The 18,163-nt window shown below is 55.9% G+C and carries 15 protein-coding genes and 1 tRNA gene; 8 read left to right on the top strand and 8 right to left on the bottom strand.

From position 1 onward, the window contains the following. Positions 1–65: 65 nt before the first annotated feature. Together AC0T7J_RS14030 and AC0T7J_RS14025 are read right to left on the bottom strand one after the other, a co-directional pair. A tRNA-Ile gene (locus AC0T7J_RS14030) sits at positions 66–141 on the bottom strand. A gap of 202 nt (positions 142–343) precedes the next feature. After that, a complete protein-coding gene (locus AC0T7J_RS14025) occupies positions 344–1,135 on the bottom strand; it encodes an SDR family NAD(P)-dependent oxidoreductase (protein WP_473794972.1) in 792 nt (263 codons plus the stop codon). 138 nt (positions 1,136–1,273) lie between these two features. Between AC0T7J_RS14025 and AC0T7J_RS14020 the strand changes: the two genes are divergently transcribed. Beyond that, positions 1,274–1,858 (top strand): TetR/AcrR family transcriptional regulator, encoded by a 585-nt coding sequence (locus AC0T7J_RS14020; protein ID WP_473794970.1) that lies wholly within the window; start codon positions 1,274–1,276, stop codon positions 1,856–1,858. Next, positions 1,855–2,370 carry a G/U mismatch-specific DNA glycosylase gene (gene mug / locus AC0T7J_RS14015; RefSeq protein WP_473794968.1) on the top strand — a complete coding sequence of 172 codons (516 nt, stop codon included), beginning with the start codon at positions 1,855–1,857 and terminating at the stop codon, positions 2,368–2,370. Before AC0T7J_RS14020 ends, mug begins: the two co-directional genes overlap by 4 nt. A 77-nt stretch (positions 2,371–2,447) precedes the next feature. Here mug and rpoD read toward each other — a convergent pair whose 3' ends face one another. The 3 genes from rpoD to rpsU all read right to left on the bottom strand — a co-directional run bounded on the left by rpoD (position 2,448) and on the right by rpsU (position 6,771). Continuing rightward, positions 2,448–4,289, bottom strand: coding sequence for an RNA polymerase sigma factor RpoD (gene rpoD, locus AC0T7J_RS14010; RefSeq protein WP_010699749.1), 1,842 nt, complete (start codon positions 4,287–4,289; stop codon positions 2,448–2,450). A gap of 402 nt (positions 4,290–4,691) precedes the next feature. Continuing rightward, positions 4,692–6,437, bottom strand: coding sequence for a DNA primase (gene dnaG / locus AC0T7J_RS14005; RefSeq protein ID WP_473794966.1), 1,746 nt, complete (start codon positions 6,435–6,437; stop codon positions 4,692–4,694). Between the two features lie 118 nt (positions 6,438–6,555). After that, positions 6,556–6,771, bottom strand: a complete 216-nt coding sequence (rpsU, locus tag AC0T7J_RS14000; protein WP_001144069.1) for a 30S ribosomal protein S21 — start codon at positions 6,769–6,771, stop codon at positions 6,556–6,558. A gap of 278 nt (positions 6,772–7,049) precedes the next feature. Here rpsU and tsaD point away from each other — a divergent pair, with 278 nt between their 5' ends. Further along, positions 7,050–8,063, top strand: a complete 1,014-nt coding sequence (gene tsaD / locus AC0T7J_RS13995; protein ID WP_473794957.1) for a tRNA (adenosine(37)-N6)-threonylcarbamoyltransferase complex transferase subunit TsaD — start codon at positions 7,050–7,052, stop codon at positions 8,061–8,063. A 29-nt stretch (positions 8,064–8,092) separates the two neighbouring features. Here the strand turns inward: tsaD and plsY are convergent, their stop codons facing one another. Then, complete coding sequence (plsY, locus tag AC0T7J_RS13990; protein WP_010249063.1) at positions 8,093–8,698, bottom strand: glycerol-3-phosphate 1-O-acyltransferase PlsY; 606 nt, start codon at positions 8,696–8,698, stop codon at positions 8,093–8,095. 108 nt (positions 8,699–8,806) lie between these two features. Between plsY and folB the strand changes: the two genes are divergently transcribed. Together folB and bacA are read left to right on the top strand one after the other, a co-directional pair. Beyond that, positions 8,807–9,166, top strand: a complete 360-nt coding sequence (gene folB, locus AC0T7J_RS13985; protein WP_010249061.1) for a bifunctional dihydroneopterin aldolase/7,8-dihydroneopterin epimerase — start codon at positions 8,807–8,809, stop codon at positions 9,164–9,166. 191 nt (positions 9,167–9,357) lie between these two features. Further along, a complete protein-coding gene (bacA, locus tag AC0T7J_RS13980) occupies positions 9,358–10,176 on the top strand; it encodes an undecaprenyl-diphosphate phosphatase (protein WP_337030956.1) in 819 nt (272 codons plus the stop codon). Between the two features lie 6 nt (positions 10,177–10,182). Here the strand turns inward: bacA and AC0T7J_RS13975 are convergent, their stop codons facing one another. Both AC0T7J_RS13975 and AC0T7J_RS13970 read right to left on the bottom strand, forming a co-directional pair. Continuing rightward, a complete protein-coding gene (locus tag AC0T7J_RS13975; protein ID WP_473794955.1) occupies positions 10,183–11,415 on the bottom strand; it encodes a multifunctional CCA addition/repair protein in 1,233 nt (410 codons plus the stop codon). A gap of 158 nt (positions 11,416–11,573) precedes the next feature. Continuing rightward, the gene (locus AC0T7J_RS13970) at positions 11,574–12,194 is read right to left on the bottom strand and encodes a TIGR04211 family SH3 domain-containing protein (RefSeq protein WP_008925741.1); all 621 of its coding nucleotides are present in this window, start codon (positions 12,192–12,194) and stop codon (positions 11,574–11,576) included. Between the two features lie 272 nt (positions 12,195–12,466). Between AC0T7J_RS13970 and AC0T7J_RS13965 the strand changes: the two genes are divergently transcribed. The 3 genes from AC0T7J_RS13965 (at position 12,467) to hldE (ending at position 18,161) form a co-directional block, all read left to right on the top strand. Continuing rightward, positions 12,467–13,777 carry a CYTH domain-containing protein gene (locus tag AC0T7J_RS13965; protein ID WP_473794952.1) on the top strand — a complete coding sequence of 437 codons (1,311 nt, stop codon included), beginning with the start codon at positions 12,467–12,469 and terminating at the stop codon, positions 13,775–13,777. 33 nt (positions 13,778–13,810) lie between these two features. Next, positions 13,811–16,663 (top strand): bifunctional [glutamate--ammonia ligase]-adenylyl-L-tyrosine phosphorylase/[glutamate--ammonia-ligase] adenylyltransferase, encoded by a 2,853-nt coding sequence (gene glnE, locus AC0T7J_RS13960; RefSeq protein ID WP_473794950.1) that lies wholly within the window; start codon positions 13,811–13,813, stop codon positions 16,661–16,663. Positions 16,664–16,733: 70 nt separating this feature from the next. After that, positions 16,734–18,161 carry a bifunctional D-glycero-beta-D-manno-heptose-7-phosphate kinase/D-glycero-beta-D-manno-heptose 1-phosphate adenylyltransferase HldE gene (gene hldE, locus AC0T7J_RS13955; protein WP_473794948.1) on the top strand — a complete coding sequence of 476 codons (1,428 nt, stop codon included), beginning with the start codon at positions 16,734–16,736 and terminating at the stop codon, positions 18,159–18,161. Positions 18,162–18,163 lie beyond the last annotated feature (2 nt).

Below are 18,163 nucleotides of genomic sequence, written 5' to 3'. Positions count from 1 at the left end.
GAGCAAGTATAAAAAAACCACTCAACGTGCGAGTGGCTTAACTATATGATAAAACAACTAAAATTTGGTGGCCCCTGCTGGGCTTGAACCAGCGACCAAGCGATTATGAGTCGCCTGCTCTAACCACTGAGCTAAGGGGCCAGCGGAGCGGGGATTATAAAGTATCTCTTCAGGGCAATCCAGCACTCAGCCACCGGTTGCTGAAATAAGCAGCAATGATTTACCTGCTGATTTCTATAACAAATCTGGCGAACCGCTATCCCGAAGTCGCAAACAGGCACGGATCATGCTTCTCCGTGTCTGTAGTAAAACCGGACTTCAGTCGTTATGGCTGATGGCTGACTCAGCGCTGACGATAACGAGATGCTGATTGATTCCGTGAAAGGTAGGGAACCATCGTGCCACGTGCCTGATCGTAATCGTGCCACATCTGCAGATCTTCCAGCGCCGGAATGGTTACCGTCTCCTTACTGTCGAGTCCGGCAAGCGCGGCGTCCACCATCTCATCAACGTCCATCAGCATTTCAGCCGGAATTTCATTAATAGACTGGCCTGCGCGATCGAAAATTTCCGTACGGGTCGCACCGGGTAACACCGCCTGTACCTGCACGCCGCTCTCTGCGAGTTCACGCTGCATCGCACGCGTCAGAGTCAGTACGTAAGACTTAGTGGCGTTATAGGCGCCATTGAACATCTCGTGCACCAGCGACAGCACTGAGGCGATATTGATAATGATGCCGTTACCGCGCGCTTTGAAAGCCCGGCCAGCTGCCTGTGCCAGACGGGTGGGTGCCAGAATATTTAACGCCAGCATGCTGTTAATACGCAAGATGTCCGCCTCAAGAAACTCACCCTCAACACCCATGCCCGCGTTGTTCAACAGCAGTGTAATCTGGGCGTTGTTTGCCAGCTCCGACTCCACGCGTTGCAGATCCTGCTCGTGCGTTAAGTCAGCCGCCATAACCGTCACCTTAATATCGTGCTGCTTTGCCAGTGCATCAGCCAGGGTGGTGAGCCGCCCCTGATCGCGCGCGACCAGAATCAAATCATAACCGCGTGCTGCCAGTCGTTTTGCATAGGTCGCACCGATACCGCTGGATGCGCCGGTGATTAAAGCTGTGCCTGATTGTGACATCTCTTTTTCCTCGTATGATGGTCGTCATAATAGCCATAAATATGACGACCATCATATCTTTCGTCAAGCTGGAATATGATGACCGTAATAATTACTATAATAGCCAGACGCTACGGAGCAGACACCGCAGGAGATGAGATGGAGAAGCAGAGCAGCAAAGCACATACGCGGCAGCGTATTCTTGATGAGGCGGCGCGCGTGATGCGTGAAACCGGCACTGAAGGAATTGGTGTAGCGGCGCTAATGAAGCGGGTCGGTCTGACACACGGCGGTTTTTATGCGCATTTTTCCTCACGCGAGGAGCTGGTTGAGGAGGTGTTGAAGCATATGTTTGCTGAAGCCGATACCTTCAAGCTCGCGGAGTCCGTGACAGAGCCAGCACAGCAACTGGCAGATTTTATTGATAGCTATCTTTCCGAGGCGCATCGCAATGCGCCGGCGCAGGGCTGTCCATTAGCCGCTCTGGTGAGTGAAGTGTCTCATCTTCCACAGCCGACACGGCAGATCTTCGCACAGGGCTTTAGTACGATGCATGCCGGTCTGACGCAGATATTGCGTGGGCTGAGGCTGCCGGATGCGGAAGCGCTGGCTTCCAGCATGCTGGCAGAGATGGTTGGCGCGCTGGCGCTGGCGCGAGCCTGTCCGGATGCAGAACAGGCCAGCCAGATGCTGCAACGCAGCCGCGATGCGCTGAAACAGCGCTCGCTGGAGGTGGCGGCATGAGTGAACATGCTATCCGCGACATCATCACCTCCGGTCTCGATGTGCTGTTCTGTGGCATTAATCCGGGTCAGTCAACTGCCCATCAGGGGTTTCACTTTGCGCATCCCGGCAACCGGTTCTGGAAAGTCATCCATCTGGCGGGATTCACCCAACAGCAGCTGAAACCGGAAGAGGAGCAGCGATTAACGGAGACCGGCTGCGGCATCACCATGCTGGTTGAGCGGCCCACAGTGCAGGCGAGTGAGTTAGCGCCTGATGAGCTGCGCGATGGTGGCAAACGGCTGATGGAAAAGGTGCTGGATTATCAGCCGGCAGCGCTGGCTATCCTTGGTAAGGATGCGTTTCGTCGGGCTTTTAAGCAGAGCAAAGTCGAATGGGGCAAACAGCCGATATACATGGGGAAAACGCAGGTATGGGTGTTGCCGAATCCCAGCGGCCTTAATCGCGCATCACTGGACGAGATGGTAGAGGCGTATCGTCAGCTCTATGTGGAACTGCATACGGGGAACTAATGAATCTGCGCAGGGCAGGGGAGAGGCAGTAACAGGCAGGCATAAAAAACCCCGGCGAACCGGGGTTTTTGTCTGACTTAATCGTCGAGGAAGCTGCGCAGCACTTCCGAACGGCTCGGATGGCGCAGTTTACGCAGAGCTTTGGCTTCAATCTGACGAATACGCTCACGCGTAACGTCGAACTGTTTGCCCACTTCTTCCAGCGTATGGTCAGTGTTCATATCGATACCGAAACGCATGCGCAGCACTTTCGCTTCGCGCGCGGTCAGGCCAGCCAGCACGTCATGGGTCGCAGAACGCAGGCTCTCTGAGGTAGCAGAATCCAGCGGCAGCTCCAGCGTGGTGTCTTCGATAAAATCGCCCAGATGTGAATCTTCATCATCACCAATCGGCGTCTCCATAGAGATCGGCTCTTTAGCGATTTTCAGCACCTTGCGGATTTTATCTTCTGGCATCAGCATACGTTCAGCCAGCTCTTCCGGCGTAGGTTCGCGGCCCATCTCCTGCAGCATCTGGCGTGAAATACGGTTGAGCTTGTTGATGGTCTCAATCATATGCACCGGAATACGGATGGTACGCGCCTGGTCGGCGATAGAGCGGGTGATAGCCTGACGGATCCACCAGGTCGCATAGGTCGAGAACTTGTAACCACGGCGATATTCAAACTTATCTACCGCTTTCATCAGGCCGATATTACCTTCCTGAATCAGGTCAAGGAACTGCAGACCGCGGTTGGTATATTTCTTGGCAATCGAAATAACCAGACGCAGGTTAGCTTCCACCATCTCTTTCTTGGCGCGACGTGCTTTGGCTTCACCGATCGACATGCGACGGTTAATGTCTTTGACCTGTTCAATGGTCAGACCGGTCTCTTCTTCGACCTGCGCCAGTTTCTGCAGGGAACGTGTTACGTCATCCTGCACTTCCAGCAGCTTTTCAGACCACGGCTTGTTCATGGCCAGAGCAGCTTTGAACCAGGTTTCATTGGTTTCGTTGCCGGTAAACAGCGTGATGAAGTTTTTCTTCGGCATTTTGCACAGCTCAATACAGAGCTTCATGATCAGACGTTCCTGCGTACGGACGCGTTCCATCATGGTGCGCATGCTGCCTACCAGGTAATCGAACTGCTTCGGTACCAGGCGGAACTGCTTGAAGACATCAGAGAGGTTCTGGATTTCAGCAACGGCGGCAGCATGACTGCGACCTTTGCTTTTAATCACTGCGCGGGTAGTTTCATACTGCTTACGCAGGTCAGAAAACTTCTCGCGCGCCAGTTCCGGATCGATTGAGTTATCGTCGTCGGAGCTGTCATCATCCTCCTCATCTTCTTCTTCATCGTCCTTACGATCGGCTTCAGAAAGTTCAGAGCCCACGTGCGTTGCCGTTGGGGCGATATCTTCTTCTGCGTTAGGATCGACGAAACCGGTGATCAGATCGGAGAGGCGTGATTCGCCTGCTTCAACTTTGTCGTACTGATCCAGAAGATACGTAATCGCTTCAGGGTATTCGGCTACAGAACACTGAACCTGGTTGATACCGTCTTCAATACGCTTAGCGATGTCAATTTCGCCTTCGCGCGTCAGCAGTTCAACGGTACCCATTTCACGCATATACATGCGAACCGGGTCAGTGGTGCGCCCGATTTCAGATTCAACGCTGGATAACACCTGAGCGGCAGCTTCCGCGGCATCTTCGTCAGTATCGGAGCTGTTTTCGTTCAGCATCAGATCGTCGGCATCCGGGGCTTCTTCAACCACCTGAATACCCATGTCGTTAATCATCTGGATGATGTCTTCGATCTGATCTGAGTCGACGATATCTTCCGGCAGATGGTCATTGACCTCAGCATAGGTCAGATAGCCTTGCTCCTTACCACGGGTGACAAGAAGCTTGAGCTGTGACTGCGGGTTTTGCTCCATAAGACGGTATCCACACTTCTGTTAAATTAGATTGGTGTCGGTCGGCAGCGAGCCAACAATAGCAGTAAAGGCATTTAATTCTTGCCGCTGCCTTCGTCGCGGCGTGGGCTTTGCCCATCAGTATTCGGCACTTAAGCCGCTTGTATAAACTCGGTGCTAATGGCCTGGCTTACTTGCCATTCTGCTCCCCGACAGTGCGCGCTTTCCTCACGTACTTCAGTACGCTCCGGAAGCTGTGCGCTGGCGGTGACCAGACTGACTTCGACGCCTGCGGCCTTTAAATTTTGTGCTGCGGACTATTTCGGTACCGGCATCACTCACGGTAGCGAAACGGGTGTCAGCAGCGCTAAAACAGGCAATCTGCCCTTTCATGTGTCTGAACGGGCAGCGTGCTGAAAACAGTTACTTTCTGGCAAACGCCTGACTGAGTGTCCAGAGTTCCCGGCGCTCATCGGCGCTCAGTCCCTGGGTGCGCTCACGCGCAATCAAAAATTCCAGGCGCTCTTCAAGAGCAGAGTCGTAGATGCTGGCCAGCGAGTCCTGAAACACCGCTTCGGCTTCCTCATCTACTATCATGTGGTTCCAGATCGCCAGTGTTTCAAGCGTCTGACTAAAATTTGTTCCGCGATATAACTCTAGTAGCTGACCGGTGGTCAATCCAGGATTCTCATTACAACGGCCCACTAATTCAATAAATAGCGGTAAACCCGGCATTTTTGACTCAGACAGCCCATCAAGCGAAGGCACCAGGGTGGCCAGCTGTGGACTCTGAATCAGCAACGCGATCAGCACGCGCATAGTGGTACGCTTAAGCGGTGGCGCTACCGGCGTCGTTCCGCTTGCGGCCAGCTTCGGCATCAGCTTTTCAAGCTGATTGTCATCAAGGATACCCAGTTTATTCCCCAGTTCCTGACGCATATAAATACGTAAGGTCTCACCAGGGATCTGCGTAATCAGCGGTAAAGCCAGCGTGCTCAGGCGCGCTTTTCCGTCGCGTGAGCTCAGATCCACCTGCGGCAGCAGGCTATCAAATAAAAACGAAGAGAGCGGCATCGCCTGCTCCATCCTCGCTTCGAAGGCGTCTTTACCCTCTTTGCGTACCAGCGTATCCGGGTCTTCACCATCGGGTAAAAACATAAAGCGTAGCTGACGACCATCATTCATGTAAGGCAATGCGGTCTCAAGTGCACGCCATGCCGCTTCACGACCAGCCCTGTCGCCGTCGTAACAGCAGATCACGGTGTCGGTACTGCGAAACAGCAACTGAATGTGTTCAGCCGTGGTGGAGGTGCCTAATGACGCGACGGCATAATCTATCCCGTACTGCGCCAGCGCAACCACGTCCATGTATCCCTCAACCACTAACAGGCGGGCGGGTTCAGGATGGTTCTTAACGGCTTCATAAAGGCCATAGAGCTGGCGGCCTTTATGGAAAATAGGTGTTTCCGGCGAGTTCAGATACTTCGGCGTATCGTTACCCAGCACGCGTCCGCCAAAACCTATGACGCGTCCACGCTTATCGCGAATCGGAAACATGACGCGGTCGCGAAACCGGTCATAAGTACGGCCTTTGTCATTGCTGACCAGCATGCCCGCTTCCATCAATGACTCGCGATCTTCCGATTGCTTACCAAAACGCTTGAGAACGTTATCCCAGCCGGCTGGCGCGTAACCTATAGCGAAGTGATTGATGATTTCGGCGCTCAGACCACGACGATTAAGATAGTCGCGTGCTGGCTGCGCACTGGATTGCTGCAGACCCTGCTGATAAAAACCGTTCAGGTTCTCCATCAGCTGATACAGGCTCTGGCGCTGATGGCGTTCCATCTGGCTGGGCCCGCTGCCTGCTTCATAAGGCACGTCTAAACCGTGGGAAGTGGCTAACTCTTCAATACTTTCCACAAACTCCAGACGATCAAAGTTCATTAAAAAGTCGATAGCGTTGCCGTGTGCACCACAGCCGAAACAGTGATAGAACTGCTTTTCGCCGTTTACGGTGAAAGAGGGCGTTTTTTCATTATGGAAAGGACAGCACGCATGGAAATTCTTACCCTGCTTCTTCAGCTTAACGCGGGCATCGATAAGATCCACGATATCCGTGCGGGCAAGTAAATCGTTGATAAATACGCGTGGAATTCGTCCAGCCATACGCCCCAGATTTTCAGCTCATAAACGGCAACAAGCCGCGCTTCCTTTCGGAAAGCACGGCCTTTTACTTGACTCTGTCTGCGTGAATCACGCGGTGGAGGCGGGCCTCCGGAACGACTTAGTACAGACGAGTGCGGCGTGCGTTTTCGCGAGCCAGTTTCTTGGCGTGACGCTTAACTGCTGACGCTTTAGCGCGCTTACGTTCGGTAGTCGGTTTTTCATAGAACTCACGACGACGAACTTCAGCCAGAACGCCTGCTTTCTCGCATGAACGCTTGAAGCGACGCAGTGCTACGTCAAATGGCTCGTTTTCACGTACTTTAATTACCGGCATGTAACTCTCACCTCGATAAAATTCGGTTTTTGCTGCTGACTGCGGCGCCAGCACATTTCAAAATGGTGCAGCATTTTACTCCAACTCAAGTTGGTTTGTAAAGCACCATGGATAATTTGAAACCAACAGGAGCGTTTGCCTGTGCGGCTGCCGGTTTTTCCAGGGGCGGGAGTATAGCGCACTCTTTAGCCGACAGAAAATGACTTTTTACGGCGGATGCCCGCGCTGCACATCCAATTGCTGTGATAAACTGCGCGCCGCAAGAATGAGGTGATGCAATGCGAATTCTGGGTATTGAAACGTCGTGCGATGAAACCGGCATCGCAATCTATGATGACGAGGCCGGATTACTGGCTAACCAACTCTACAGCCAGGTAAAACTGCACGCCGATTATGGCGGTGTGGTGCCGGAACTGGCCTCACGTGATCACGTACGTAAAACCGTGCCGTTGATTCAGGCTGCGCTGAAAGAGGCTGGTCTGGAGCCGCAGCAGATCGATGCGGTGGCTTACACGGCAGGCCCTGGACTGGTGGGTGCGCTGCTGGTCGGTGCCACCATTGGCCGCGCCCTGGCGTTTGCCTGGAAAGTCCCCGCCGTGCCGGTCCACCATATGGAAGGCCACCTGCTGGCACCGATGCTGGAAGAGAATCCGCCGGAATTTCCGTTTGTTGCACTCCTGGTGTCAGGCGGACATACGCAGCTGATTAGCGTCACCGGCATTGGTGAATATGCGCTGCTGGGTGAATCGATCGATGATGCGGCGGGTGAAGCGTTCGACAAAACGGCCAAGCTGCTTGGGCTGGATTATCCGGGCGGGCCAATGCTGTCGAAGATGGCGCAGCAGGGCATGGCGGGACGTTTTACCTTCCCGCGTCCGATGACCGATCGGCCGGGCCTGGATTTCAGCTTCTCCGGCCTGAAAACCTTTGCCGCGAATACCATCCGCGCCAATGATGATGACGCTCAGACCCGTGCTGACATCGCCCGCGCCTTTGAAGATGCGGTGGTGGATACGCTGTCGATCAAATGTAAGCGTGCGCTGGATCAGACCGGCTTTAAGCGTCTGGTGATTGCCGGTGGCGTCAGCGCTAACCGCACACTGCGCGAGCAGATGGCGATCATGATGCAAAAGCGCGGCGGCGAAGTGTTCTACGCCCGCCCGGAGTTCTGTACCGATAACGGTGCGATGATCGCGTATGCGGGCATGGTGCGGTTAAAAGGCGGAACGCGGGGAGAGTTAAGCGTCAGCGTGCGACCGCGCTGGCCGCTGGCGGAACTGCCCGCCATCTGATGTGAAAAAAGCCGGCTTGCCGGCTTTTTTTATGGCTGAGATTTCTTTTTGCGCTTCCAGATTTTGCCTTCCTGACCCCGCCACAGCCGCTGAATATTATCGTGATGACGCAGCAGGATCAGACAGGAGAGCATAGAAACCGGGAAGGTGAACTGCGGTTTGAACCACCACACATAAAAAGGCGCAATCAGCGCGCTGACGATGGCACCCAGCGAGGAATAGCCGCTGAGTAAGACTGTTAACAGCCAGGTGCCGGTCACCAGCCCGGTTAAGTCCCAGCCAATCGGCGCAATCGCGCCAAATGCCGTCGCCACACCTTTGCCACCGCGAAAGTGAAAGAATACCGGATAGATATGACCCAGACAGGCGGCGATGGCGGTCAGGCCGAGATAGAGCGGAGTCACGTGCATCAGATAGGCCAGCCAGACCGGCACCATCCCTTTCAGCACATCAAACACTAATACGCTGGCTGCTGCGGTTTTGCCGCCCAGACGCAGGACGTTGGTGGCACCCGGATTGCCGGAACCGTGTGTGCGCGGATCGGGCAGGCCAGCGAGTTTGCAAACCAGAATTGCACTGGAAATCGAACCGCAAAGATACGCGAAAATAATCATACCAAGCGCGAAAGCACTCATAACACCGTACCGTTCCCTTTAGGGTCGTTTTGATCTCATCAACCGTGGATAATACGCATAATCCGCCGGAAGTGGTATCCGGCTTAGCCAAAAACAGAGACCCTCATCATGGATATCGTATTTATAGAACAACTCACGGTCTTCACCACCATTGGCGTTTACGACTGGGAACAGGGCATACAGCAGAAGCTGGTGCTCGATGTCGAAATGGCCTGGGATAATCGTCTGGCGGCCAGCAGCGACGATGTGAAAGATTGTCTCAGCTATGCGGATGTCTCCTCGGCGATTCTGACGCATCTTACCGGCAGTCGTTTTGCGCTGGTTGAGCGGGTTGCTGAAGAAATCGCGGATCTGTTGATGAACCGTTTCAATTCGCCTGGCGTCCGCATAAAGGTAAGCAAGCCGGGGGCTGTAGCCCAGGCGGCGCAGGTTGGCGTGCGAATTGAGCGCGGGACTATTCCTAAATAAATACGATGTGATTGCCATCACAATGAAACCAAACCAAATTACTGTCTGTCATAGCGTGTACCGTTTCGTTACAGCAGGCGAAATGGTGTAGACCTTAAGGTTTAATGCAGGCTGATAGCGACATGATTTCAGGCGATAGCCACGCGCTACCGCCTTTTTAATGGTTTTGAAACGGATAGAGGAAACATTTGATGGCAGATATTCATCAGCTTTGGGTAGCTGCAATCCTGGGCGTTGTGGAAGGGCTGACCGAATTTTTACCGGTCTCTTCCACAGGGCACATGATTATAGTGGGTCACCTGCTGGGCTTTGAGGGTGAAAAAGCCGAGACCTTTGAAGTTGTGATCCAGTTAGGATCGATTCTGGCTGTAGTAGTGATGTTCTGGCGCCGTCTGTTTGGGCTGATCGGCATCCACTTTGGCGAAGTCAAACATGAAGGTGTGGGCACCGGACGTCTGTCACTGATCCATATCCTGCTGGGTATGGTACCGGCGGTAGTCGTGGGTCTGGTGCTGCACGATCAGATCAAAACGCTGTTTAATCCGATCAACGTGATGTACGCCCTGGTGGTCGGTGGTGTGCTGCTGCTGGCTGCTGAATACCTTAAGCCAAAACAGCCGAAAGCGGTGGGCGTCGATGATATTACCTATCGTCAGGCGTTGATGATTGGCTGTTTCCAGTGCTTAGCGCTGTGGCCGGGCTTCTCACGCTCCGGTGCAACCATCTCCGGTGGCATGCTGATGGGCGTGAGCCGCTATGCCGCGTCGGAGTTCTCCTTCATTCTGGCAGTGCCAATGATGATGGGTGCGACCGTACTGGATATGTACAAGAGCATCGGCTTCCTGACGATGGCGGATTTCCCGATGTTTGCGGTAGGCTTTGTCACGGCGTTTATCGTGGCGCTGATTGCGATTAAAGCCTTCCTTCAGCTGATCAAACGCATCTCATTTGTTTCGTTCGCGATCTACCGCTTTATTGTGGCGGCCGCGGTTTACATGGTCTTCATGTAAAGCCTGCTAGTCAGGCTGCGTAATCGCCAGACCCTGAGCGACGGCGTCAATCCGTCGTCGCGTCAACTCTTCCCGCACTTCTGCACCTTTAAATCCCGCGTCGACCACCGCTTTGGTCGGCACCGCCTGCGCCAGCGCAAAAGCACGACGCAGATAGTCGCCCTGTGGATAAGGCATGCTCTCCAGCCCGGCTCGCCCGCGCGCATCCGCTTCGCTGGTCAGTGCCATCTGCTCAACGCGCTGTGGCTTACGCCAGGCATCGATCCGGTCAAACAGGGCCACCAGTGACGCGGCGGATTGTCGTTCAATGGTGTGCACCACGTCGTGAAATTCGGTCACAATCAGCGCCAGATCGCGAATCGCGTTTGGCACCCGCAGTCGCTGGCACAGTGCCTCGACCAGTGGAACGCCCGCCAGGCCATGACCATGATGGCTGGGCCATAGCTCAGGCGGCGTCAGCGCCTTGCCGACGTCATGGAACAGCGTGGCGAAGCGCACCTCGATCTCACTGGAGAGGGCGGCGGCCATCGCCAGTGTCATCAGTGTATGGACGCCAGTGTCGATCTCCGGGTGCCATTTAATCGGCGCAGGAATACCAAACAGCTTATCCAGCTCAGGAAACAGCACCTGCAACGCACCACAGTCGCGCAGGACCTGAAAATAGACCTGCGGATTACGGGAGCTCAACGCCTTTTCCGTCTCTTTCCACACCCGCTCAGCAGTGAGATTCGACAGCTCGCCACTTTCGGCCATCTGCTGCATCAGCTGCTGGGTTTCGGGGGCAATACGAAAGTTGAGATGGGCAAAACGCGCCGCAAAGCGCGCAACGCGCAGTACCCGCAGCGGGTCTTCACTAAAGGCGTCAGAGACGTGACGCAGCAGGCGCAGGGCAATATCACGCTGGCCGTGATAAGGATCAACCAGCTCGCCGTTTTCATCCTGCGCAATCGCATTGATGGTCAGATCGCGGCGCTGTAAGTCCTGCTCCAGCGTCACGTCGGGCGCGGACCAGGTGACAAAACCGGTGTAGCCTTTCCCGTTTTTCCGCTCGGTACGTGCCAGCGCATACTCTTCGCGACTGACGGGATGCAGGAAAACGGGAAAATCGCGACCGACCTGGTGATAGCCCTGCTCAAGCATGGCTTCGGGCGTGGAACCTGTCACCACCCAATCTTTGTCTGTAACCGGCAGATTCAGCAGCGCATCGCGCACCGCACCGCCAACAAGAAACGTCTTCACGCAAAACTCCAGAGAAAAAGAAATAACCTGCACGCCGGGTGCGTCCCGCGCCTGAAATCAGCGGTGCATCTCATTTTATTGTTGCACAGATTCCCCGGATTGCAGACATGCGAAAAGGGGGATCCTGCGATCCCCTGCTCAAATCCGGCTAAATGGTGTCAGTTCATCCAGCGATCGCTTTTCTTGCGGCGCGGCAGCATGTGCGGCAGTAACAGGCCCAGCAGCAGGCCGACGCCCAGCACGCCACCGCCATACATAAACCACTGCATGATGATGGTGCGCTGCTTATCATCCAGCTGAACGTTAGCGGCGCTGACTTTCTTCTGTGCGACGATCAGCTCATTTTTCAGCTTCTGATTCTCGCCTTTCAGCCCGTTGATAACGCCGTCACTGCTGGCGACTTTGTTCTGCATTTCAGCCGTGCGCTGGTTCCAGCTGTTGTCGATGTTATCCAGTTTGGCGGTCAGATCTTTCACCTGCTGCTCAAGCTGAGGCACCCGGGTGCGCAGGCTCGGATTAGCACTGAGCTGCGACAGCGGGATCCAGGTGGTACGGCCTTCCGAATCACGGATCTGGCCATAATGCGTGTCATTGTTGGTCTGTAACAGTTGCACCTCTTCCCCGGCGTTCAGCTTACCGAGCAGGCGAAACTGATCGCCCGGTCCGCTACGAACCCAGGTTGAAAGTTCATCAGAAACATAGCGTTTTTCGTCGGCATGGGCAGGTGCAAGGGTGCTAAGGGCCAGCAAAGTGAGTCCAGCGAGAGTAATTTTTTTCATTCGATTTCGTTTGGCTTAGTCTGACTAAAAATTTACCGGCACAGTCTGGAGAGGCCTCGCATAAATCTGAATGAGAACTATCCTGGTCTCATGAGAGTGCGAAAAGGTCTGCGAAAGAGCAAAGAAAGCAGAGACAGCGCGGCTTCTGTGCATTAATCTTCGCCTGATAACCCCTTGCCCTCCAGGCGACAGCGTGAGTAACCTGCTGATAATCGCCTGAAATATGCAGGAAACACCCTCTTAAGTGCCAGCGGCGTAGTGAATAAAAAATTATGACCATCGAAATCGAACTAAAGTTCATTGCAACTCCACAGGCGGCCGGGAAACTGGCTGAACTGCTCTCCACTCTGCCGCATCAGCATCAGGCTGCTCGCGAGCTGACCAACATCTACTTCGAAACTGACGACAACCAGCTACGACGCTGGGATATGGGATTGCGTATCCGCGGCGTTGACCAGCGTTATGAAATGACGCTGAAAGCGGCGGGGCAGACGCTCGGCGGACTGCATCAGCGCCCGGAATATAACGTTGAACTCAGCGAACCGGTTCTGGACATTGCACGCCTGCCGGCAGAGATCTGGCCGCAGGGCACCGATGTCGCGGCGCTGCAGCCGCGCTTGCAACCCCTGTTCACCACTCATTTCCAGCGTGAGATCTGGCTGATCACCACAGGCAACAGTGAAATTGAAGTGGCGTTTGATCAGGGCGAGGTCACGGCGGGTGAGCTCAGCGAACCGCTGTGCGAGATCGAGCTGGAGCTGAAACGTGGCGAACGTCAGGATCTGCTGGCCTTCGCACAGCAGCTGGTAGCGCTGGGCGGTCTGCGTATGGGCAGCCTGAGCAAAGCCGCCCGCGGCTATCAGCTGGCGCAGGGTAATCCGCCGCGCCAGATACAGCCTTTCCCGCTGCTGAAAGCCGGCGCCAAAGCCACCGTAGAGCAGGGCATGGTAGCTGCGATGTCGGCAGGACTTCATCACTGGCAGTATCATGAAGACGTCTGGCTGCGCGGCAATGCGGTGGCTCAGGATGCGGTGCGCGAAGCGCTGGATCTGCTGCGTCAGGCGTTCAGCCTGTTTGGTGCGCTGGTGCCGCGTAAAGCCAGCAGTGCGCTGCGTCAGCAGCTGACCACGCTGGAAGAGACGCTGGTGAATCAAGAGCAGGATGCTGCCACTTTCTGCTTATCTTCCCTCTCGGTTGAGACGCAGCTGGCGCTGACACACTGGCTGGCTGAATCTCAGTGGCGTCAGTGGATCGATGCCAAAGGGGAAGCCAGACTGCAGGGTTCGTTTAAGCGTTTCAGCGACATTATGCTGAGCCGCGTCAATGCCGATCTGAGAGAAACGTTCATCACGGTAAAACAACCCAACGAGTATCAGGACAAAGCCACCCGTCTGGCGCGTCAATTGCTTACCGTCCACCTGCTGGCGGGATTCTATCCGTCTGAGGCGGTCGTCAGCTGGCTCGACCCATGGCAACAGCTGCTGTCGGCAATTCATGAAAAACAGACGTCCGGGTTAGCCTGGCTGGCGATGCAGGCGTTGAAACAGCCTCCGTTCTGGCTCACCAGCGGCGCTGGCCGCTAACGGGTATTCCGTCACGCCATCAAGGAGGGAGTTATGTTGTCAGCACTTCCCGCGTTGCTACGCGACCAGGCCGAAGAGGCCGCCCGACAGATTAGGGTTCCGCTGGCTTCGTTAAGCCCGGAGCAGGCTGCCGGACTGGCTTTCAGCGATTTTGTGCTGGAAAACCTGCAACAACATCCCGACTGGTGGCAGGCGATGCTCGACCAGCCGCCGCAGCCTGATGAGTGGCAACACTACTCTGCGTGGCTCAATCAGGCGCTGAGCAGCATCGACAGTGAAGTGAGCCTGATGCGTGAACTGCGGCTGTTTCGTCGCCGTATGCTGGTACGCATCGCCTGGATGCAGTCTCTGCAGCACGCTACAACCGAACAGAGCCTGCAACAGCTCAGCGCATTAGCCGAAGTGCTGATCAGCCGGGCGCGTGACTGGGTTTATCAGGATTGCTGTCGTGATTTTGGTACGCCCTGTAATGCGGACGGCGACGCGCAGCCGATGCTGATTCTTGGCATGGGCAAGCTGGGCGGCGGCGAACTCAATTTTTCTTCTGATATTGACCTGATCTTTGCCTGGCCGGAAAACGGCACAACGCGTGGCGGACGGCGTGAACTCGACAACGCTCAGTTCTTTACCCGCATGGGGCAGCGGCTGATCAAAGTGCTGGATCAACCCACCATGGATGGCTTTGTCTATCGGGTGGATATGCGGCTGCGCCCGTTTGGCGACAGCGGCCCGCTGGTGATGAGCTTTGCCGCGCTGGAAGATTATTACCAGGAGCAGGGACGCGACTGGGAGCGTTACGCCATGGTCAAGGCGCGGCTGATGGGTGATGACCACGATCGCTGGAGCCTTGAACTGCAGCAGATGCTGCGACCATTCGTTTACCGCCGCTACATTGACTTCAGCGTGATCCAGTCACTGCGTAACATGAAAGGGATGATCAGCCGCGAAGTGCGGCGACGCGGGCTGAAGAACAATATCAAACTGGGTGCGGGCGGCATCCGTGAAACCGAATTTATCGTTCAGGTATTCCAGCTGATTCGCGGCGGGCGTGAGCGCTCGTTACAGCTGCGTTCGCTGCTGCCGACGCTGGAGGCGATTAAAACCCTGGCCCTGCTGCCCGCGGAACAGGTCGATGCGCTACGCGAGGCCTACCTCTTCCTGCGGCGACTGGAGAATCTGCTGCAAAGCCTGGGCGACGAGCAGACTCAGACCCTGCCAGAGGATGAACTGCATCGCGCCCGGCTGGCGTGGGCGATGGATTGTGTCGACTGGGATGCTCTGATGATCCGGCTCGACGGCCAGATGGCGGCGGTGCGCGCGATCTTTGACGAGCTGATTGGCGAAGATACCCCCGAAATTGGCGATCAGCGTGAGCTGGCGGAGTTTCAGGTGCTGTGGCAGGACCAGCTGGAAGATAGCGAACTGACGCCGCTGGTGCCGCAGCTCAGTAACGAGCAGCGGCTTACGCTGCACCAGACGCTGGAGGCATTTCGTCAGGATATCAACCGGCGCACCATCGGCCCGCGTGGCCGTCAGGCGCTGGACCAGCTGATGCCGCGTCTGCTGAGCGAAGTCTGCCCGCGTGAAGATGCGGCGGTGACGCTCAGCCGCCTGACGCCGCTGCTGCTCGGCGTGCTGACCCGCAGCACCTATCTGGAGCTGCTGACCGAATATCACGGTGCGCTGCGTCACCTGATCCGCCTGTGCGCCGCCTCACCGATGGTGGCCAGCCAGCTGGCGCGTCACCCCTTATTGCTGGATGAACTGCTCGATCCCGCCACGCTCTATCAGCCAACTGCCACCGATGCCTATCGCGATGAGCTGCGACAGTATCTGCTGCGCATCCCTACCGAGGACGAAGAGCAGCAACTGGAAGCGGTGCGGCAGTTTAAGCAGGCACAGCATCTGCGTATTGCTGCCGCCGACATCGCCGGCACGCTGCCGGTGATGAAAGTCAGCGATCATCTCACCTGGCTGGCTGAAGCGATTATCGAATCTGTGGTGCGCCAGGCGTGGAACATGATGGTGCAGCGTTATGGCCGTCCTTCGCATCTGAGTAATGAGCATGAACGCGGTTTTGCCGTGCTGGGCTACGGTAAACTGGGGGGCTGGGAGCTGGGTTACAGTTCTGACCTCGATTTGGTATTCCTGCATGACTGCCCGGCAGACGCGGTGACAGAAGGGGAACGCAGCATCGATGGCCGTCAGTTCTATCTGCGCCTTGCCCAGCGCATCATGCATCTTTTCAGTACCCGCACCTCCTCCGGCATTCTCTACGAAGTGGATGCGCGCCTGCGTCCCTCCGGCGCGGCGGGCATGCTGGTCAGTACCTTTGAGGCCTTTGAAGAGTACCAGCGCAGTGAAGCCTGGACCTGGGAGCATCAGGCGCTGGTCAGGGCACGCGTGGTGTTTGGCGAGGCGGCACTGGGTGAACGTTTCAGCGTGATTCGTCAGGCGATTCTGTCGCTGCCACGTGCCGCCGAAGCGCTGCAAACTGAAGTGCGTGAGATGCGTGAAAAGATGCGCGCTCACCTCAGCAACAAACATAAAGGTCGCTGGGATATCAAAGCCGATGCGGGCGGCATCACCGATATTGAATTCATCGCCCAATATCTTGTCTTACGCTACGCCGCTGAGCAGCCTGAACTGACGCGCTGGTCTGACAATGTGCGCATTTTTGAGTTAATGGCGAAGTACCATAAAATGCCCGCCGATGAAGCACAGGCGCTGACGCAGGCTTATGTGACGCTGCGCGACGCATTGCATCATCGCGCCCTGCAGGAACAGCCCGGTCATGTTGAGCCAGAGGCCTATGCAGCGGAGCGGCAGACGGTTCTGAGCAGCTGGCAGCGCTGGCTGATAACGCCTGCGTCTATCCTGGCGTGATGCTGATAGCACAAATCGCAACTGTGCTATCATCCGCGCACTATTTTTAATGCAGTCTGGAGTGTCTGGAATGAAAGTGACTCTGCCCGCGTTCGGCCAAGCCTCAGTGCTGGTTGTTGGCGATGTAATGTTGGATCGTTACTGGTATGGCCCAACCAGCCGTATCTCCCCTGAAGCGCCGGTTCCGGTGGTGAAAGTGGACACGGTTGAAGAGCGCCCTGGCGGCGCGGCAAACGTGGCGATGAACATTGCAGCACTCGGTGCCGCGTCGCGACTGATTGGCCTGACTGGTGAAGATGATGCGGCGCGTGTGTTGAGTAACACGCTGAAAGACGTCAACGTGCATTGTGACTTCGTGGCGATCAAAAGCCATCCGACCATTACCAAACTGCGTGTGCTCTCCCGCAATCAGCAACTGATCCGTCTCGATTTTGAAGAGGGCTTTGATCAGGTCGATCCGGAGCCGATTCATCAGAAAATGCGTGAGTCACTGGCCGCCGCGGGTGCGCTGGTGCTGTCGGATTACGCCAAAGGCGCGCTCTGCAGCGTGCAGACGATGATCGCTCTGGCGCGCGAAGCAAACGTCCCGGTGCTGATCGACCCGAAAGGCACCGACTTTGCCCGCTACCGTGGCGCGACATTACTTACGCCGAACCTCTCTGAGTTTGAAGCCGTAGTCGGCAAATGCAAAAACGAAGAGGAAATTGTGGCGCGCGGCACCCAGCTGATCGCCGATTTTGATCTCGCCGCGCTGCTGGTGACCCGTTCAGAAAATGGCATGACGCTGCTGCAGCCGGGCAAAGCGCCTCTGCATCTGCCGACCCAGGCGCAGGAAGTTTATGACGTGACCGGTGCCGGCGATACGGTGATTGGGGTGCTGGCAGCGGCACTGGCGGCAGGTGACTCGCTGGAAGAAGCCTGTTTCCTGGCCAACGCGGCTGCGGGTGTGGTAGTGGGTAAACTGGGTACGTCGACCGTCAGCACCGTTGAGCTGGAAAATGCGATTCATGCCCGTCCGGAACAGGGCTTTGGCATCATGACCGAGGCTGAACTGAAAGCGGCGGTGGAGATGGCACGCCGCCGTGGCGAAAAAGTAGTGATGACCAACGGTGTGTTCGACATTCTGCATGCCGGTCATGTCTCTTACCTGGCCAATGCGCGCAAGCTCGGCGATCGACTGATTGTCGCGGTGAACAGTGATGCGTCGACTAAACGTCTGAAAGGCGAAAGCCGTCCGGTGAATCCACAGGAAAACCGGATGATCGTGCTGGGCGCGCTGGAAGCGGTCGACTGGGTGGTGGTATTTGAAGAGGATACGCCGCAGCGGCTGATTGCGGGTATTCTCCCTGACCTGCTGGTCAAAGGGGGAGATTACAAGCCGGAAGATATCGCGGGCAGTAAAGAGGTGTGGGCCAATGGTGGTGACGTGCAGGTGCTGAATTTTGAAGATGGCATCTCAACCACCAATATCATCAAAACCATTCGCGGCGACAGTTAACA

The organism is Pantoea sp. E956-1 (assembly GCF_982223955.1).
This window is presented reverse-complemented; position numbering and strand designations above follow the sequence as displayed.

Excerpts from the sequence above, each read along its gene's own strand:
- folB (WP_010249061.1), top strand. The coding sequence starts at position 8,807 with ATGGATATCGTATTTATAGAACAACTCACGGTCTTCACCACCATTGGC.
- bacA (WP_337030956.1), top strand. The coding sequence starts at position 9,358 with ATGGCAGATATTCATCAGCTTTGGGTAGCTGCAATCCTGGGCGTTGTG.
- AC0T7J_RS13970 (WP_008925741.1), bottom strand. The coding sequence starts at position 12,194 with ATGAAAAAAATTACTCTCGCTGGACTCACTTTGCTGGCCCTTAGCACC.
- plsY (WP_010249063.1), bottom strand. The coding sequence starts at position 8,698 with ATGAGTGCTTTCGCGCTTGGTATGATTATTTTCGCGTATCTTTGCGGT.
- AC0T7J_RS14020 (WP_473794970.1), top strand. The coding sequence starts at position 1,274 with ATGGAGAAGCAGAGCAGCAAAGCACATACGCGGCAGCGTATTCTTGAT.
- dnaG (WP_473794966.1), bottom strand. The coding sequence starts at position 6,437 with ATGGCTGGACGAATTCCACGCGTATTTATCAACGATTTACTTGCCCGC.
- rpsU (WP_001144069.1), bottom strand. The coding sequence starts at position 6,771 with ATGCCGGTAATTAAAGTACGTGAAAACGAGCCATTTGACGTAGCACTG.
- hldE (WP_473794948.1), top strand. The coding sequence starts at position 16,734 with ATGAAAGTGACTCTGCCCGCGTTCGGCCAAGCCTCAGTGCTGGTTGTT.
- AC0T7J_RS13965 (WP_473794952.1), top strand. The coding sequence starts at position 12,467 with ATGACCATCGAAATCGAACTAAAGTTCATTGCAACTCCACAGGCGGCC.
- AC0T7J_RS14025 (WP_473794972.1), bottom strand. The coding sequence starts at position 1,135 with ATGTCACAATCAGGCACAGCTTTAATCACCGGCGCATCCAGCGGTATC.
- glnE (WP_473794950.1), top strand. The coding sequence starts at position 13,811 with ATGTTGTCAGCACTTCCCGCGTTGCTACGCGACCAGGCCGAAGAGGCC.
- tsaD (WP_473794957.1), top strand. The coding sequence starts at position 7,050 with ATGCGAATTCTGGGTATTGAAACGTCGTGCGATGAAACCGGCATCGCA.
- rpoD (WP_010699749.1), bottom strand. The coding sequence starts at position 4,289 with ATGGAGCAAAACCCGCAGTCACAGCTCAAGCTTCTTGTCACCCGTGGT.
- mug (WP_473794968.1), top strand. The coding sequence starts at position 1,855 with ATGAGTGAACATGCTATCCGCGACATCATCACCTCCGGTCTCGATGTG.